The 15,970-nt window shown below is 59.4% G+C and carries 15 protein-coding genes; 7 read left to right on the top strand and 8 right to left on the bottom strand.

The genetic code is table 11. The features are described 5' to 3' along the window. Positions 1-2 precede the first annotated feature (2 nt). The gene (locus ACQKPZ_RS12560) at positions 3-434 is read right to left on the bottom strand and encodes a GFA family protein (protein WP_427538364.1); all 432 of its coding nucleotides are present in this window, start codon (positions 432-434) and stop codon (positions 3-5) included. A 41-nt stretch (positions 435-475) separates the two neighbouring features. Between ACQKPZ_RS12560 and ACQKPZ_RS12555 the strand changes: the two genes are divergently transcribed. Further along, positions 476-1,435, top strand: a complete 960-nt coding sequence (locus ACQKPZ_RS12555) for a LysR family transcriptional regulator (RefSeq protein ID WP_427538361.1) — start codon at positions 476-478, stop codon at positions 1,433-1,435. A 280-nt stretch (positions 1,436-1,715) separates the two neighbouring features. Next, positions 1,716-2,282, top strand: coding sequence for a DUF6630 family protein (locus ACQKPZ_RS12550; protein ID WP_427538358.1), 567 nt, complete (start codon positions 1,716-1,718; stop codon positions 2,280-2,282). Between the two features lie 198 nt (positions 2,283-2,480). On the opposite strand, the gene ACQKPZ_RS12545 is transcribed toward ACQKPZ_RS12550, so the two are convergent. Next, a complete protein-coding gene (locus ACQKPZ_RS12545) occupies positions 2,481-2,855 on the bottom strand; it encodes a hypothetical protein (RefSeq protein WP_427538355.1) in 375 nt (124 codons plus the stop codon). A 234-nt stretch (positions 2,856-3,089) separates the two neighbouring features. Beyond that, on the bottom strand, positions 3,090-3,755 hold the full coding sequence (locus ACQKPZ_RS12540; RefSeq protein WP_427538352.1) for a hypothetical protein: 666 nt from the start codon (positions 3,753-3,755) through the stop codon (positions 3,090-3,092). 290 nt (positions 3,756-4,045) lie between these two features. On the opposite strand from ACQKPZ_RS12540, the gene ACQKPZ_RS12535 reads away from it, so the two are divergent. From ACQKPZ_RS12535 to ACQKPZ_RS12525, 3 genes are all read left to right on the top strand, one after another. Next, positions 4,046-4,486, top strand: a complete 441-nt coding sequence (locus ACQKPZ_RS12535; protein ID WP_427538349.1) for a hypothetical protein — start codon at positions 4,046-4,048, stop codon at positions 4,484-4,486. A 297-nt stretch (positions 4,487-4,783) separates the two neighbouring features. Then, the gene (locus ACQKPZ_RS12530; RefSeq protein WP_427538346.1) at positions 4,784-5,272 is read left to right on the top strand and encodes a DUF2199 domain-containing protein; all 489 of its coding nucleotides are present in this window, start codon (positions 4,784-4,786) and stop codon (positions 5,270-5,272) included. Positions 5,273-5,449: 177 nt separating this feature from the next. Beyond that, a complete protein-coding gene (locus ACQKPZ_RS12525; protein WP_427538343.1) occupies positions 5,450-6,037 on the top strand; it encodes a hypothetical protein in 588 nt (195 codons plus the stop codon). A 471-nt stretch (positions 6,038-6,508) separates the two neighbouring features. Here ACQKPZ_RS12525 and ACQKPZ_RS12520 read toward each other — a convergent pair whose 3' ends face one another. The 3 genes from ACQKPZ_RS12520 to ACQKPZ_RS12510 form a co-directional block, all read right to left on the bottom strand. After that, positions 6,509-7,084 (bottom strand): GNAT family N-acetyltransferase, encoded by a 576-nt coding sequence (locus ACQKPZ_RS12520; protein WP_427538340.1) that lies wholly within the window; start codon positions 7,082-7,084, stop codon positions 6,509-6,511. 172 nt (positions 7,085-7,256) lie between these two features. Further along, positions 7,257-7,799: an adenylate kinase gene (locus ACQKPZ_RS12515; protein WP_427538337.1), complete on the bottom strand. Its 543-nt coding sequence runs from the start codon at positions 7,797-7,799 to the stop codon at positions 7,257-7,259. Between the two features lie 46 nt (positions 7,800-7,845). After that, positions 7,846-8,883 (bottom strand): sensor domain-containing diguanylate cyclase, encoded by a 1,038-nt coding sequence (locus tag ACQKPZ_RS12510; RefSeq protein WP_427538333.1) that lies wholly within the window; start codon positions 8,881-8,883, stop codon positions 7,846-7,848. A gap of 239 nt (positions 8,884-9,122) precedes the next feature. On the opposite strand from ACQKPZ_RS12510, the gene ACQKPZ_RS12505 reads away from it, so the two are divergent. Beyond that, positions 9,123-9,596 (top strand): OsmC family protein, encoded by a 474-nt coding sequence (locus tag ACQKPZ_RS12505; RefSeq protein ID WP_427538330.1) that lies wholly within the window; start codon positions 9,123-9,125, stop codon positions 9,594-9,596. Here the strand turns inward: ACQKPZ_RS12505 and ACQKPZ_RS12500 are convergent. Beyond that, on the bottom strand, positions 9,593-14,689 hold the full coding sequence (locus tag ACQKPZ_RS12500) for a trifunctional serine/threonine-protein kinase/ATP-binding protein/sensor histidine kinase (RefSeq protein ID WP_427538327.1): 5,097 nt from the start codon (positions 14,687-14,689) through the stop codon (positions 9,593-9,595). The two genes, ACQKPZ_RS12505 and ACQKPZ_RS12500, sit on opposite strands and share 4 nt — an antisense overlap. Positions 14,690-14,731: 42 nt before the next feature. Beyond that, positions 14,732-15,382, bottom strand: a complete 651-nt coding sequence (locus ACQKPZ_RS12495) for a response regulator transcription factor (RefSeq protein WP_391134473.1) — start codon at positions 15,380-15,382, stop codon at positions 14,732-14,734. Between the two features lie 200 nt (positions 15,383-15,582). Between ACQKPZ_RS12495 and ACQKPZ_RS12490 the strand changes: the two genes are divergently transcribed. After that, a complete protein-coding gene (locus tag ACQKPZ_RS12490) occupies positions 15,583-15,957 on the top strand; it encodes a response regulator transcription factor (protein ID WP_427538324.1) in 375 nt (124 codons plus the stop codon). Positions 15,958-15,970: the final 13 nt, after the last annotated feature.

Genomic DNA, 15,970 nt, shown 5'->3' with positions numbered 1-15,970 from the left:
TTTTACCCCAGTGCGGCGGCGAATGCTTCGGGCGTGGGGCTCTCCTGCCATTGCGCGATAGCCCCCGGCAGCACCAGCCATGGCTGCTTGCGCCGTGTCCAGATATGCGCAACTGGCTCGAAACGCTCAGCGCCATCCAGGATGCCGGCCCGTACCACTCGCATGCCGGGCGCAGCCGTGGTCTCGTTGAACAGCCGGGTATGACATGTACCGCAGGCATGTTGGGTGGACGTTTGACCTTGGTGTTCATGCTCAAAGATCGCCGTTTCGCCCACCACCTGAACGGCCGACGCCGCGCTCAGCATGTGTAGGCCAAAAGCACTGCCGCTCCAGCGTTGGCAGTTCAAACAGTGGCAGGCATACAGCGGCGGCAATTGCTGCGCCACGATCTCGATGGTGACTTGCCCACATCGGCACTGACCGGTGATTCTCATGCGTTGGTTCCTTACAATGACGCCCGGAAAAATGTGGGCGAATGATCGCTTTTCACGGGCTCGGGCAGAAGATCAATTTAGGAGCAACTGTTGGCCAAGAATGTATGAGCGGTATTGAATGGGAAAGCCAGCGTGTATTTCTCGCCGTGTTGCGCTCTGGCAGCCTAAGCGGCGCGGCGAAGTTGCTGGGTATCGCCCAGGCCACTGCGCGCCGGCGCCTCGACCACCTTGAACACGCGCTCGGTGTGAGTCTGTTCGCCCGCACACCTCAGGGGCTGACACCTACTGCAGGAGCGCAGCGCCTGATCGAACATGTGGAGGCCATGGATCTGGCCGCGCAAACCTTCAACCGTATGGCCAGCTCTGAAGCGTCGATGGATTACGGTACAGTCCGGCTGACCTGTGGCGAGTTGCTTGGCGTCGAGGTCTTGCCTGACCTGCTGCGCCCTTTCCATTACGAACACGCCGGGCTCAAACTTGAGTTGAGCATAAGTGACGCGCTTGAAGACATCGCCAGGCTGCAATCGGATATCGCGGTGCGACTGGTGCGGCCCAATGAAGCTGATATCACGGTGCGGCGTGTCGGCAGTTTGCGGGTTGGCATCCATGCCAGTGCCGGGTGCCTGGAGCGCTATGGTAATCCAGGCTCCCTGCTGTCGCTGCGCCAGCGGCCCCTGATCGGGCCGGACAGACGCTCAGCGGATTTGCGTCGGCTTGTCGACGCCGGCCTGTGCGATGCCGACCAGCATTTCACCATTGCCTCTGATCATCACCTTGCTCAGCTGGCCGCTCTGAAAGCGGGCTTAGGCTTCGGACTCTGCCCGACGCAAATAGCGAAATCGCACGACCTCATACATGTGCTGCCACACGATTTCGGCTTTGAGGTAGACGTGTGGATCGCAATGCACAACGACCTGCGCAAAATTAACAGGATCGTTCAGGTGTTTGAGGTTCTTGGGGAGCAGTTGCATCTATGCTTGGCCGATCAGCCAGCAGCGTAGACGGTGGCATCCACTGCTTGACCTCAACTTCTGCTTTGGGTCGAAAACGGCCCACCGTGTCTGATTTCACGGCCTTACAGCGCTCAGGTGCTCATCGATCGTCACGCTGCGGGGCGAACAGGATGGAGATCTAGTCGAGGAAATGAAGTTACGCCCTCGCCACGCCGTTATTAGTGATAGCCATGGGGCGATCGCTGCGGCACTTTGGCATGGCTTAGTCGTCGAACCGCTGGGTTAATCTCACTACAGCTACCGCACCCTCAAAGGAGCATAAACGGCGATGGGCCTATTCGATCGATTGTTTGGTGGCCGCTTTACACAGCCGCCACCCGATGAACCACGACTGAGCGACGCCGCGATAATGCGTGAGCTTCATCCATTCGGTGCGCAGCTTAAAATGTTCACTCATGCCCTATTGGCACGCCTGCCTGAAGAAGAACGCGCGCGTCTCGTCAGAAGGGTATCGCGCTATTACAACCTGGGTGAGGAGCCAGCCACCGCGCTGGCCAATGGCCTTTTGGACGCGGAGAAAGGTCAGTCACTCGATCATCTGGTACTCATGGCTGTAGACGTGCGCGGCTTCGATGATTTCGAGTACCTGGCACCGAAACTGGTTTCAGCTAGCGGTATTGAACAGGTCTATGCCTACCCACTGGAGGGGATGCCCACAATGGCGCAGGTGCTGGTCGACTTCGATCAATGGCTGACCGGGTTCGGAAAGCGCTTTGTGCATGTAGACACGGGCGGTGCGGATTATGTGGGTTGCATAGTTGAGCAGGATTCCGTCGAAAGCCTGATCGCCCGGGCCAAACAGGCAGGTATCGATGCTCGGTCCAGTCCCTTTTGATGCTTATTCTCAGGCCGTTTTCGAGCTGACCTTACTCAGTTCGCCTGGGTCCTCAACACCAAGCAAGGTCCGCTTCGGGTCGATTGCTGCCACTCGCGAGTGACCGCAATCGACCCATAGCTGCCATTGCGAAAGTGCTGCTCTTGCTCATTTTCGAGGCTGACAAGAACGCTGTGGGAGAACGCTGTGGGAGCGGGTTTACCCGCGAAGCAGGAACGGAAAAACGGCTGCAAATTCCGTACGAACACTCGGGGTTTGATGCAAGGCCTGTAACGCTCGGGCTTTATCTACGGATTCATATACCTCGCGATCACGGAGGTATGCAATGCCATAAATCGCATGGTTTTCTTCGGTTGAAAATGTTCGGCTAGGGCTAAAACCCAAGGTTTCATAAACGTGGAAGCGCGGAGCGTCAAAAGTAGTCAAATCTAGTAAGTAGTCGGGATGCGCTGCCCCTGATCCTGCAACATCAGCCGCCCACGTTTGTAGCTCCAGCGTACTGATCGCGTTGCTCAGATAGCAATTCAATACGAAGGCAATGGTCGTAGGGTTTTCCCGCGTAAGCCCAGTCATGATCATCCTCTCCTGTGCGCTTCATGCCCATTCATTATCAGGATGGATAATTTGCAGTTCCCAGTCCAGTGCAGGACTCATTTTGGGAAGCCTTTGCTTGTAGTTGAACGTCCGTTTCGGGTCGATAGCGGTCATCCTCGGCCGGCAGCTATCGACCCCAAAGCAGGCGATCGCAAACAATGGCGTCAAGGGATACTTTTCGTATCACTTCGGTGTATGCAGATCTCATCAGCGCTACTCGACAGACACTGAGTCTCCGGCCTTGCTCAACCTCAGCGCAGTGGCCTTCAGCACCGATTCCAGCGCCTTCTCAAGCGTCTTGCCGTCAGCGTGCGAAACGTCGGTGTAGACCTCATAACTGATCTCGTTTTTAGGGCTCAGCCAGCGCAAGTGGGTCATTCTTGTCTCGCCCTTGGTAACCGCCCCCACCTTTATCAATGGATTGAGCAGGTCGGTTTGTTTTGCGAAGTCATCGTCGATCACCCGCACCCGCTGCGTAAGCGCAACCGCGTAGTTGTACTCATAAGTGACAACATAGCTTGTGCCACACGCATAGACGGACTGGACGCCATTGAGTCCCCCCACTTTGCGCTCGACACCTGCTGGCGCCTCGATGGAAAGTTGGCAATCAAGCTGCTCTATCGCCGACCTGGAAGGCGACTGAAACGTGGGGGCATGCGCGAAAAGCCCCCTCATGCCCTTAGCCCTTTCGATACTCGCAATGGTCTGCTCTTGGCTCGGAAAACTGGCTGTTGACGGCGGGCGCCCGGCAGTTGCAGCCCGCAATCGCATCACCATTTCAGCCTGACGCGGGTTATCTGCCTGGCTCTGTATTTCAAGATCGGCCTGCGCAGATGTCGCTCCCAGTAATAGCAGCGCAAACAAATTATTCAGTCGCACCCGCAGTCCTCCCAAGTCCTTTCAGTGGCCACCCCAACATAGACGTCTGAAGGTACTGATTTTCCAGGTATCGAATGCAAATATCTTCGTGCCACGGAAGATTCTGTCGTGCTTTCCAGAGTCAGTTTTGGGTCGATACCAGCCGGTCGCGGTAGGCCGCTTACGACCCAAAGCGGCCTTTGTCAGAGGGTAGCTAGCGGTCAAAAGCAGACGCCTATGAACGAAAGTGCTTAACTATCAACCCAGAAAGCACTGCTCATAAATTTCACTAAAATTAGGTGCATCAGTTAATGCGTATCCAGAATCATAAATTAGCATGGCGCTGGATCGACCCAGCGTATGCCGTGTTGCCACAAAAAATCCTTGCGCAAATGCAGGCAGTGCTGCCCGATGAGGCGAGAGCGCTGCACAAGCGAACGCTACATTTTTTGGACAATCACTGCTTGAGCACCGAGCTACGTCCTGAAGTATTCAACGCAGAACAGGCTGGTCCAGAGAGGTGCTCCAATTGGCTGAAACAGCTCCAGCCACACCTAGAGCAGCCCGTATCACTTTCTTGGGAGGCCGAGACAGCCTTGCGCACAACATGGGAGGTGTTCATCTCCTTCTGGCCGGAGTTCTGCTATCCGTCTTCGGATGATCTAGTTGTATTTCCAGAATCAGAGGAATGGGTGCTACTATATAATCATGATCAAAATTTTCAATTTGGTAGACGGTCGACCAAGGCTTAGAAAGTTGGCACTGATGCGATTCTAATTCGGACGACTGATTTTAACTGCCCTATATTTCGCATCTCATTTTTACCAAAGTATTCTTTCGACAATCAAGTGCACCATTAAACTAGCGCTCATCCGCGTCTGACAGGTATCGACCCAATGCAGCCGCTTATTGATGACCCGTCTGTGCATTGACCACGATTTCGATGCTTGCCGGCTGACTCTTTCGTTGATATCGCACCTCCAGGGAAGCCTTATACTGGCGCCGCGTCGGCATCACCAAGCCCGGTAGATGCAACAGGAGCTTTTAAGATGATCTGCAATGAATGCGGAAAGGAACACACCAGCGATGACATTGAGCTGGTTTTTCTACACCCAGACCTGGTAGCAGCCCTCCCTGCTGAGATCAGGGCTGCTGAAGTCCAAGAGAGTAGCGACTTGTGCATTCTCAATGCCGAACGATTCTTTATCCGGGCAACGCTACCTCTTCCTGTATTGCAGCGTGATGAGCCCTATAGCGTTGGGGTATGGGTCGAACTCAGGCAGCCAGATTTTGAACGTATCTATGAGCTGTGGGATGACCCCGATCAGTCCTCTGAACCACCGTTTGCCGTATCCCTTGCCAACGCCATACCGACTTTGGGTGACACCAACGGCCTTCATGCTCAATTGCGGCTGACAGGGCCGACTACCAGGCCTCAGGTAGTGCTGATGCCAAGCGATCATGCACTGGCAGTTGAGCAGACCTTCGGTATATCGATTCATAGAGCACATGAGTACAGTGCCCTGGCAAGCGGATGACTACCAAATGACTACAGCGTTACGGCGTTTACAGCAGCACTCACTGAGCGACCAGCAACATTCGCCTGCCGTACGTGGTGGTCAGCTACGAGTCGGGAGGGAACTACAGGTAGTTGTCAGTAGTCGTCAGGATCATGAAAATGCCACCAACTTTTATGCCCGATCAAAGGACTGACCATGTTTTCGCGCACCGCCATTGCTCTCGTCGCCGCACTTCTCAGCGCCTGCGGCAGTATCCAGCACAATACGACAGAGGCCAGGCAGCACATCAAGGAAGACCTCAAGCTGGCCGAGATTACCGACACGTCGTTCACGAGTTTTTGCTGGATGCGCATCGGCGGGCCAGCGGGCTGCCACGCCACACCAGGTATCAGCGTCCTCACGCCGGATAGTCTTCTTCTGGTCGACCACCAATGGGGGAAATACGTCAAGAAGGACGTTATCAAAACGGAAAATGTGAGGTGCATTCATGAGGGAAACGGTGAGATTTTCTACGTCTTCACCGATCAAGTGGCCGTGCAGGTCATGCCATTGACCGACGTACCTGGATCCCCGATGGTGAACAATGCCAGGTATCGGGAAGAGGCGATCAAAATGCTGCTGAGTAATGGCCAGCCCTACGTGACACGTGAGGTTGCGCCTATGATCGTAGCGTCGGGCGTCAAGTTTTACACGACTATGCCAAGCGGAACGGCGGGCATGAATGTCGGCCAGATCGTAAGCCCGTGCCCAGGCGCTCACCTATCCAGGACCTCACTGAACTGAGAGTTGCGCTGCGGATATCATTGGCGCCGATTGACCCGACCAAGCTAGAGACCGCCCATGCAATGCTGTCATTGCCTGCCCCTACAGGATCGTCACCAGAGTGCAGGCCTGCGCTGTATCTGTGGGAGCCGGGCTTGCCGGCGATGAGCGGCAAAGCGGCCCCAGATACAAATGTCCGCCATGGGTCGAAAGCGGTCATTAACGACCGGCGCTTTCAACCCATGGCAGACACTGAAAAATTACTGGGTTCGTGAGCACGAAGCACACTCTGTGGGAGCGGGCGTGCCCGCGAACACCGGCGCAGCCGGTGCCAGGCTCCGCATTGGATTCTTCGCGGGCGCGCCCGCTCCCACAAAGATTGCTGTTCGGCTCACCGGCTGCAATGGGTCGATAGCGGACAGTGGTGACCGGCGGCAGTAAATGTCGAAGGCTACCCCTGAGCATCAGGTTCAGCGCAACTCCTCACCACACTCAAGGGTTCTGCCATCGAGCGCGCGTAAGCGCATAGCACTTCCAGAGCTTTGGAGCGTTTGAAAGGTTCAGCTCCGCGTCATAGAGGTGCTCGGCACCCAATTTCATCGTGGCTTTCTGAGACCGTATGTTCGTCGGCGCGATATGGAAGAACACCCTGTCGTACAGCGTGAAAGCGTGCTCAACCATCAAGCGCTTGAGTTCGCGATTGCTCCCTCCTCCCCAGTGCTCTCTCACCAAAAAGGTAAAGCCAATGGCAATGCTGTCGCATTGATCGGGTGGTGAGTAGTAACTTGATCCACCGATCACTTTCTGCTGTTGAATATCTATCACTGCAAGCGCCTTCCCAGTGGCTAGTAGCGTTGCGAAATAGGGCTCGAACACCTCGCGCTTGAAGCGATCCGTAGACGGGTGACCTTCCCAGATTTTCGGGTCGCTTGCTGCATCCAGCATCTCGTCAAAATGGCCTTTGGTGAGAGGCTCCAGTCTTAACGAGCGTCCTGACAGAAACGGCTGGTAGTTGAAATCCTTTTGCGTCATGGTCTGTGCGCACTCGCTTCCTTGATTGGTAGACAAAGTCTACATCCACTACAAGATCAGGAAAGATCCAATCGTGCGTGAATCCCAGGTGCCAAACTCCCGGGAAAACTGACTGTCCGCTATGGGTCGAAGTCAGTTGCTCGCCAGTGACGGCTTTCGACCCGATATAGATAGCCAACGTTGACCCGCTGACGTCACCGCTGGAGCGTTAATGCCTTAGGTGCGACAACGCCTGGGAGACTTCCGATACCATTTTTTCAGTGGTGATCGTCCCGTCAATGTTCAGGATGGGCGACGACTGCTTTGATAACCACCGCTCATGCCAAGCTCGGTTGCGTCCAGAGAAGTCTGGATTGTCATACTGCGAAGCCCATTCCCTGAACCCTGCATGTATTTCATACATGTCTCCACCGGGTGCGATGCGATCGCCAAAGCGAGCCTTTTCACGAGCCGCCAGACGTTCAAGGCGCACAGGTGTCGGCGTCACAACGAACACGATCAGGTCGACATGCGCCAGTAGAGCGTCACCCCAGACCATGCATGAACCGGTCAGTATCCAATCATCCTGACCGAGTGCTTGCTGGAGCAACGGCACCCGCTCGCTGACCGGCCGCTTGGTTGTGAACTGAGGGTCTGTGGGCATCCAGAAATAGTCATCCACATCCGCATGACGGAGCCCGAACCGCGAGGCAAGACCTTGCCCCAGAGTGGTCACACCCGCACATGAGGCGCCTGTAATGTAGATCCGCATGTGTTCCTCCATGAATGCCCGCGATTTTCAGGGGCAGGAACATACCTCATTTATGCGGCGGCACGTAGACAACTTGATCTCTCCCTCCCTTTTTTGCCGTGTAAAGTGCGCTGTCGGCGCGCCTCAAGGCTTCATCGATCTGCTCGCTTTCGGCAACCAGAGTACATCCCACACTCAGGCTCACCCTCAGTGGGCCGCCAGAGAGTTGCATCGGCCTGCTGCCGATGAGCAGGCGCACGCGCTCCGCGATGCGCACCAGTTCGTCATCGTCCTTCACACGCAGCAATGCGACGAACTCTTCACCGCCCTGGCGTACCAGCAAGTCATCGGGGCGAAGCGCAGCTCGCAGGCGACACGCACACTCGCAGAGCACCTTGTCACCGTCAGCATGGCCATACTTGTCGTTAACAGCCTTGAAGTGATCAAGGTCCGCATACAGAGCACCCAGCCGTAGACCTTTTTCCGTTGCCAAACGGCGTTCACGTTCCTTGAAGGCCGCCAAAGCGCCGCGGTTCCATAGTTGAGTTAGCGGATCAACCAAAGCCTTGCGCTGCTCACGGTCCATTTCGAGCCGCAAGTCCTGGTTGGCCTGTATCAAACTGCGCAGTTGTAGATAACCCTCTGCCAGCGTGGCCAGATCTCTGAAGTTGGCCTGTTGGGCCTCACTCAGGACGCGTGGGCGAGGGTCGAACATGCATAAGGTGCCGATCGCCTTGCCGTTGCCTGCACGTAAGGGGTGCCCGGCATAGAAGCGGATATAGGGTGCGCCAGTGACCAGCGGATTATCGGCGAATCGCGAATCGCACTCGGCGTCTGCCACCAGCAGGGTGTCGTCCCCCAGGATGGCGTAGCCGCAGAAGGACACATTGCGCGGGGTCTCGCTTACGTCCAGCCCAATCCTGGCCTTGAACCATTGCCGATCGTGATCGATCAGGCTGATCAGCACGGTGTCCACATGCGCCACTTCCTGAGTGAGTCGCACCAGGGTATCGAGGTAATGCTCAGCCGGTGTATCCAACACATTCATTTCATCGAGTGTACGCTGGCGCGCCGTTTCGTCAGTCGGTATGGGACAAGCCGGCATATCTGTTCTCCAGTTCATGGGCGGTGGCGTCTGCGAAAGGCAAGGTTTGACGCCGAGACAAGAGTTACTCTAGACATCAGCAGTCAGACTATCCGCAGTTCGGCGCATTGCATGGGCTGGGATTGCTCATGCATCGCTGCAAAGAATAGATGCTGGTGCAGAGCCCTCCATCGAGAGCAAGATAACCGCGCCCAAGCGGTGGGCAATTTTACCGGCCGTCTTTCGACACAGGAGTGACCATGAAAGAACACCATTACGCTGTCACCGTACACTGGACAGGTAACACGGGTGAAGGTACTACCAGCTACACGTCGTACCAGAGAGACTTCAACGTAGAGGCTTCAGGCAAGGCACCTATCCTTGGCTCTGCGGACCCCGCCTTTCGAGGGAACCCGGAACGCTGGAACCCTGAAGACATGTTGCTGGCCTCGATCTCGGCCTGCCACAAGCTTTGGTATCTTCATCTGTGCGCAGTCAGCAATGTGAACGTGCTGGAATACGTCGATTACCCAGTGGCCCGAATGCTTGAAGGGGATGGCCAGCGTAAAGGCCATTTCAAGGACGCAGAGTTAAGGCCCCAGGTCATTATCTGTAGCAAATCGAATCTGGATCTTGCCAGGCGGCTGCATGACGATGCCCACCACGAGTGTTTTATCGCCAATTCGGTCAACTTCCCCATCACATGCAGTGCTGTTGTCAAACACCGAAACTAGTACGCGCCCGGCGCGGGATGCGCCGGCAAGGTGAACTGCACTTCGGCGCCAGGGCCCTGCCTGGCGCTGGCCCAGAAACGGCCGCCGTGGCTGTCGATGATCGAGCTGCAGATCGACAACCCCATGCCCAGGCCGGTCGCCTTGGTGGTGTAGAAAGGCTCGAAAACCTGCTGTACGTTTTCCGCTTCGAATCCGGGCCCGCTGTCTGCCACGGTCACCCTCACACCGTCCTGGTCGATGGCCGTGCTGATGTGCAGCGTGCGAGCGCGTGCAACCTCCGACATGGCTTCCAGCGCGTTGAGGATCAGATTCAGCAGCACCTGCTGCAGCTCCACCCGGTCGGCCAGAACCTTCGGCAAACCCTCGGCGAGTTCGGTGCGCACCTCTGCCCTCCCTCTTACGGCCTCGCCATGGGTGAATTCGACCATTTCCAGCACCACGGTATTGATGTCCACCGCCTGCCTCTGCGGTGGAGCCTTGCGGATCATCTCGCGAATACGGCCTAGCACCTGCGCCGCGCGGTTGGCATCCTTGATGATCCGCCCCAACCCCAGCGCTACTTCATCCAGCTGCGGGGGTTGCGCACCCAACCAGCGGATGGCAGCGTTGGCGTTGGTGACCGTGGCGGCGATCGGCTGGTTGACTTCGTGGGCGATCGAGGCGGCCAGCTGGCCCATGGTCGCGACACGGTTGGCATGGGCCAGTTCAGCCTGCACCTGGCGATTCCTGGCTTCGCGTTCGGCAACCGCGTGATACAGCCTGGCGTTTTCAAGCGAGATAGCGGCCTGTGACGCGACCAGCCGCAGCACCGCGATGCGCGCAGCGTCGAACACACCTGCACTGAGGTTGTTCTCAAGGTACAGCGCCCCCACCAACCGCGCCTGATTGGTCAGGGGCAGGCACAGCAGGGACCGGGCCCGGCAACGGCGGATGTAATCGTCAGCCATGAACGCAGCGTCAACGATGGCGTCGTCCAGGCAGAGACTTTCCCCAGTGCGCAGTACCTGGTAAAGCACGGATTGGGCCAGCAGCGTGCCACTCACCGGCTCGTCGCAGAGCACCACCTCGCCCTGCGCCACACTTGCCTGCGCAACGATACGCGGCGCTTCCCCTCGGGCACGCACCAGCACGCCACGTTCGGCACCGGCCTGCTCGATTGCCGTGCGCAGCACCTGGGTGATCAGCTTGTGCAGGTCAACTTCGCCCGACACGGCCTGAGACACCTTGAGCACAGTCGCAAGGTCCAGATGCTCGACCGGGGTGGCGATGGTGGTCGTGGGCCCCAGCTCCGGGTCGGCACTGCGCAGATAACGATGACGGCTGTCCAGCTGGCGAACCTTGCCGTCGGCCCCCCAGCGCAGGTAGCCATAACGCGCATCACGAAGGTAGGCCCGGGCAATCCTGGCAAGCCCGCGGCTGGCATAGAAGCGCGATGCCAGTTCGTTGGCCAGCGCCTCTACCTGCACGAAACCGCTGTCACGCGCTAGCTGGATAGCCTGTTCATAGAGGTGCTCGGCCTCGAGCAGGCGCCCCTCCAGGCGGGCGATCTCTGCCGCAAGCAGTACCTGCCTGCTGGCGAAGGTTTCCGCGCACTGCTGTGTCCAGACCTGCAGCATCCCATGGTGCTCGGCCAACGCCTGCAAGGTTGCCTCATCAGCATCCTGCCGGGCCGACAGGGTCAGCGCCGCGAAAAAGTGGTATTCCGCCTCTTCGAAGAACGAGGCGATCACCCACAGCAGCGCCTTGGCCCGCACAGCACAGGCTTCAGCGGCCGCATGGTCGCCGGCCAGGTAACGCGCCTGCAGCTTGCGCACCCAGTACTTGCCCGCGGCCAAGGCCAGGCCCGGCATAGCGTCCAGGTGTTGCTCGAAACGCGCCTCGCTGAAGTGTTCGGTGTCCAGGCAACCGAACACCGGTGCTTGCCCGCGCAGCGTGCGGATCAGCGCCAGCTGCGTGTGCATGAAGTCTATCACCAGCCCGAAATGCACCTTTTCTGCGTAAGCCAGGCCCTGCTCCGCCTCGGTTTGCATGCTGCCCAGCGGTTCGCCGCTGAACAGTTGATCGGAGATCAGCCCATTGCCGACGTAGGCGGCATACGGCAGGTCACCGACCCGGTTGGCCGCAACGAAGGCCCGCCGCAGCAACTCGCGGCACTCGCTGACCGGCCGCGTCCAGCGCACCACGAACATCGAGAAACACAGGAACGTATTGGCTTCGAAGCGTTGCAGGCCGCGCCGCTCGACCAGCTCGCAAGCCAGGCGCCCGAACCGGTAGCCGGTCTGGTAGTCGCCATAGCGCCGGGAGACCCGCCCGATATTGGCGTAGAGCATGCACGAGGCGTCGCAGTTGCCATGCTCAAGGCTCAGGCTCACGGCCTTGCAAATGGTCAGGCAGGCCAGGTTGGCATTGGTTTGCAAGGCCGGGGCGAACAGCTTGCACAAGATATCCAGGGTGGCCAGGGTGGACGCGTCGTTCATCAGCGGCAGGTCGATCAACTGCTCGATGCTGCGCGAGCCCACCTGCAGCGCGATCTGCTCATATTCGCCACGCACCTGGTCATCGTCCGGTTGCGCGCTCCAATGAATGCCCACCTGGCGCAACCAGGCCAGGCAAACCGCCACCGCACGGTCGCTGCGGTCGAGCATCAGGCACACGTCCATGTGCAGGCAGGCCACGGCAACGCCTTCAGCCGCAGTTCTGGCGCGCTGTGCCAGGCCAATCAGGCGCTCGTCGGCGTGCCCGAGCTGGCCGGTGAGAAACTCGCACTCAGCCAGGTTCAGCGCCAAGGCAAAGTTCAACTCATGCGCAGGAGCTGCACAAGGCCCCTCCAGCAATTGCTCGCCCACCCTCAGATAGGCCAGCGCCGAACCGTAGGCCGACGCGGCCTTGGCCCGGCGCCCGGCCAGCAGGTTGAGGGCGGCCAATTGCTCGCGTTCGGCATGGGCATCGATCAGCGCCACGCCTCGGTTGAGCTGCCCGACAATCTCGAAAATGGCTTCCTCGCGGTGCCGGGCCGACACCTGTTCGGCCAACAGGCGGCCGATGCGCAGGTGCATCGCAGCGCGGTCCTGGTCGGCGATCAGCGAGTAGGCAGCTTCATGGATGCGGTCATGCACGAAGGCGCAGGTACCGTCCTGGTGCGCCACCAGTTCCAGCCGGATTGCAGCCCACAACACCGCCTGCACACGCTCGGGCGGCAGGCCGAGTACCAGGGCAAGGGTTTGCGTTTGCGCCACGTTCCCCAGGCAGGCCAAGTGCTGAAGCGCCTGCCGGGTGGCCAACGGCAGGCGCGCCAGCTTGCCAACCATCAAGTCAACCACATTGTCGGTGTAGCCCTTGGCATGGATGCGCTGCGAATCCCAACGCCAGCGCCGGGCTACAGGGTCATAGGCCAGCAGCGATTCCTCGGCCAAGGCCTGGAGAAACTGGATGACGAAAAACGGGTTGCCGGCCGTCTTGTCCTGCACCAACTGGGCCAGGCCCATTACACTGGGCGCCGGGCAGTGCAGCGCCTCGGCGATCAACTGTTCGATATGCGGCCGGGCCAGGGGCGCAAGGCGCACCTCGTGCACCGGGGCCCCGGCCTTGCGAATTGCCTGGAGCCTGGCGGTCAACGGGTGGTGGGCATCCACCTCGTTGTCGCGGTAGGCGCCCACCACCATCAGGTAGTGCAGCTCCGGGTGCGTGAGCAGGTCTTCGAGCAGGTCGAGGGTCGCCGCATCCAGCCATTGCAGGTCGTCCAGAAACAGCGCCAGCGGATGCTCGGCGCGGGCGAACACCGAGATGAAACGCCGCAATACCAGCAGAAAACGCCGTTGCGCCTGTTGCGGATCCAGCTCCGGCACTGGCGCGGGCTCGCCGATGATCAAGCGCAGCTCCGGGATCAGGTCGGTCAACAGCCGCGCGTTGGGCTGGCAGGCCGCCAGCAACGCCGAGCGCCATTCGGTCAGAACCTCGGTGCTTTTGCCGAGCAGCGTGCGCACCAGCCCCTGGAACGCCTGCACCAGCGTGGCATAGGGGATATCACGCTTGTACTGGTCGAACTTGCCGCTGGCGAACAAACCACGCGGCGGAACCAGCATCTTGTGCAACTCATTGACCACCGAAGACTTGCCAATGCCCGAGTATCCGCAGACCAACACCAACTCCGGCACGCTGCTGCGCACCATACGGGTGAAGGCGTCTTCAAGAACCTGCACTTCGCGTTCACGGCCGTAGAGTTTTTCCGGGATCAACAGGCGGTCGGGGGTGCCTTGCTCATCCAGGCTGAAGGCCATGATGCTGCGGCTTTGCCGCCATTCGGCAAGGCACCGGCGCAGGTCGTGCTCGAGGCCGGCGGCACTCTGGTAACGATCTTCGGCGGTCTTGGCCAGGAGCTTCATCACCAGCTGGGAAAGCAGCGGCGGCACGGTAGCGACACGCTCGCAAGGTGGCAACGGTTTGCGCGCAATGTGGCAGTGCACCCACTCCATGGGATCGGTGGCGTGGAAGGGCAACGCGCCGGTAAGCATCTGGTACAGGCTCACCCCTAGTGCATAGAGGTCACTGCGTGAATCGATGGAGCGGTTCATCCGACCGGTCTGCTCAGGCGCCATGTACGCCAGGGTGCCGGCGATGGTCTCCGGCGGTTCGGGGGCATGCCGCTCGCGGGGTAGGCGCGAAGCAAGGCCAAAACCGGTCAAGCGGACCTTGCCATCGTCGCAGCCGACAAGAATATGGTGGGGTTTGAGGTCCCGGTGCACCAGCCCGGCCAGGTGCATGCGGCCCAAGGCAACGCTGATTTCAATCGCCAGCTCAAGGCAGGTTTCCACGCCCAGCGGCGCCACCAGCAGCGCCGACAAGGGTTGGCCTCCGGGGTCACCCAGCACCAGGCGCGGCTTGCCGTTGATCCGCTCCAAGGCTTGGGGGTGCAGCGCCCAGCCAGCATCGAGCTGATCGCGCAGGCCGTATTCATGGGCCAGGCGGTCGACGGTGGCCGGCAATGGCTGTTCGTTGGCCGGCCGCATCAGCAGCATGCGGGTGCCGTCCGGGCGCTTCAGCCGGCAAAACAGGCGATCCCCATCGTTCCACAATACTTGCTGTTTGCCTGGCATGGGTCCGGGCCCCATCCTCGAGTTGGAAGAGTACGGGCGGTGTCAGACCGTGCGCGGCAACGGCTCGACACCCAGCGCTTCGGCCATGCGCACCAGGTCGGCAACCGAACGCGCGCCAAGCTTCTTCATCATCTGCCCGCGGTGTACCTTCACGGTGACCTCGCTGAGGTTCAGCTCAGCGGCGATCTGCTTGTTCATAAGGCCTGCGGTCACGAAGCCCAGCACCTGGCGCTCCCTGGGCGTGAGGGCTTCGAAAGCACGGCGCAGTGCCAGGTTTGCCTGCTCGCCTGCCAGCCGTTCGCGGTCGCGCGCCAGGGCACTGGCCACCGCGTCGAGCATGTCCTGGTCACGGAACGGTTTGGCCAGAAAATCGACCGCGCCAGCCTTCATCGCCTTCACCGACATGGCGATGTCGCCATGCCCGGTCATGAACACCACCGGCATGCGCACCCCGCCCTGCTCCATCTGCGCCTGAAAGGCCAGGCCGCTCTCACCCCGCAGGCGCACATCGAGCACCAGGCAGCCGGGTACAGCCTTGCGCGGGAAGGCCAGAAAGTCCTGGGTGGAGCCGAAGCTTTGCACCTGCAGACCCACTGAGCGGAACAGCCCGTCAAGGGCCAGGCGCATGGCCTCGTCGTCATCGACGATATACACCATCGGCTCATTCGAGCTATGCGTGCCCTGTAAGGCCATGTGTACTCCCTGAGCAATGACGCCGCGTCGTTGGCAGATGAAAAATCTAGCCTATTGTTGGGCAAGCTTCATCGGTTTGGCCACTGCAAACTGCAATACCAGACGCAGGTATTGCCCGGTTATACCAAGGTATACTTCTGCCGCCTGCACGACGGGGTATGTTGGATACCATGGCACAGGCCGCCAGGAGCCATGCGCGCATGAAGCAGCCCACCGCAACGCTGATTGCCGTCGTCGACGACGACGAGTCCCTGCGCGATGCGCTCGACGGCCTGTTGCGTGCCACCGGTTACCGTGCCCGCACCTTTGCCAGCGGCAGTGATTTCCTCGCCTCTGATGGCCCTGGTCAGGCGGGCTGCCTGATCTCCGACATCCAGATGCCCGGCATGTGCGGCGTCGAACTGCTGACGCAACTGCAGGTACGGGGGTTCGACATCCCGGTGATCTTCATCAGCGCCCACCCCGGCCAGCGCTCGCGCATCACCCCGGGCATGCCGGGCGTGGTCAGTTGCCTGCCCAAGCCATTCGAAGCCCAGCAACTGCTGGACTGCATCGCGTCTGCCCTGCACCACTGAACAGCTGCCTCGA

Source organism: Pseudomonas sp. NPDC089547, assembly GCF_050280665.1.
Lineage (GTDB): Bacteria > Pseudomonadota > Gammaproteobacteria > Pseudomonadales > Pseudomonadaceae > Aquipseudomonas.
The sequence above is the reverse complement of the archived record's forward strand: the minus strand, read 5'-3'. Positions and strand labels throughout refer to the sequence as shown.

Bases quoted from the DNA above. Each gene is read 5' to 3' on its own strand.
- ACQKPZ_RS12505 (WP_427538330.1), top strand. From the start codon at position 9,123: ATGAAAGAACACCATTACGCTGTCACCGTACACTGGACAGGTAACACG.
- ACQKPZ_RS12515 (WP_427538337.1), bottom strand. From the start codon at position 7,799: ATGCGGATCTACATTACAGGCGCCTCATGTGCGGGTGTGACCACTCTG.
- ACQKPZ_RS12525 (WP_427538343.1), top strand. From the start codon at position 5,450: ATGTTTTCGCGCACCGCCATTGCTCTCGTCGCCGCACTTCTCAGCGCC.
- ACQKPZ_RS12510 (WP_427538333.1), bottom strand. From the start codon at position 8,883: ATGCCGGCTTGTCCCATACCGACTGACGAAACGGCGCGCCAGCGTACA.
- ACQKPZ_RS12545 (WP_427538355.1), bottom strand. From the start codon at position 2,855: ATGACTGGGCTTACGCGGGAAAACCCTACGACCATTGCCTTCGTATTG.
- ACQKPZ_RS12495 (WP_391134473.1), bottom strand. From the start codon at position 15,382: ATGGCCTTACAGGGCACGCATAGCTCGAATGAGCCGATGGTGTATATC.
- ACQKPZ_RS12530 (WP_427538346.1), top strand. From the start codon at position 4,784: ATGATCTGCAATGAATGCGGAAAGGAACACACCAGCGATGACATTGAG.
- ACQKPZ_RS12560 (WP_427538364.1), bottom strand. From the start codon at position 434: ATGAGAATCACCGGTCAGTGCCGATGTGGGCAAGTCACCATCGAGATC.
- ACQKPZ_RS12555 (WP_427538361.1), top strand. From the start codon at position 476: ATGATCGCTTTTCACGGGCTCGGGCAGAAGATCAATTTAGGAGCAACT.
- ACQKPZ_RS12550 (WP_427538358.1), top strand. From the start codon at position 1,716: ATGGGCCTATTCGATCGATTGTTTGGTGGCCGCTTTACACAGCCGCCA.
- ACQKPZ_RS12500 (WP_427538327.1), bottom strand. From the start codon at position 14,689: ATGCCAGGCAAACAGCAAGTATTGTGGAACGATGGGGATCGCCTGTTT.
- ACQKPZ_RS12535 (WP_427538349.1), top strand. From the start codon at position 4,046: ATGCGTATCCAGAATCATAAATTAGCATGGCGCTGGATCGACCCAGCG.
- ACQKPZ_RS12490 (WP_427538324.1), top strand. From the start codon at position 15,583: ATGAAGCAGCCCACCGCAACGCTGATTGCCGTCGTCGACGACGACGAG.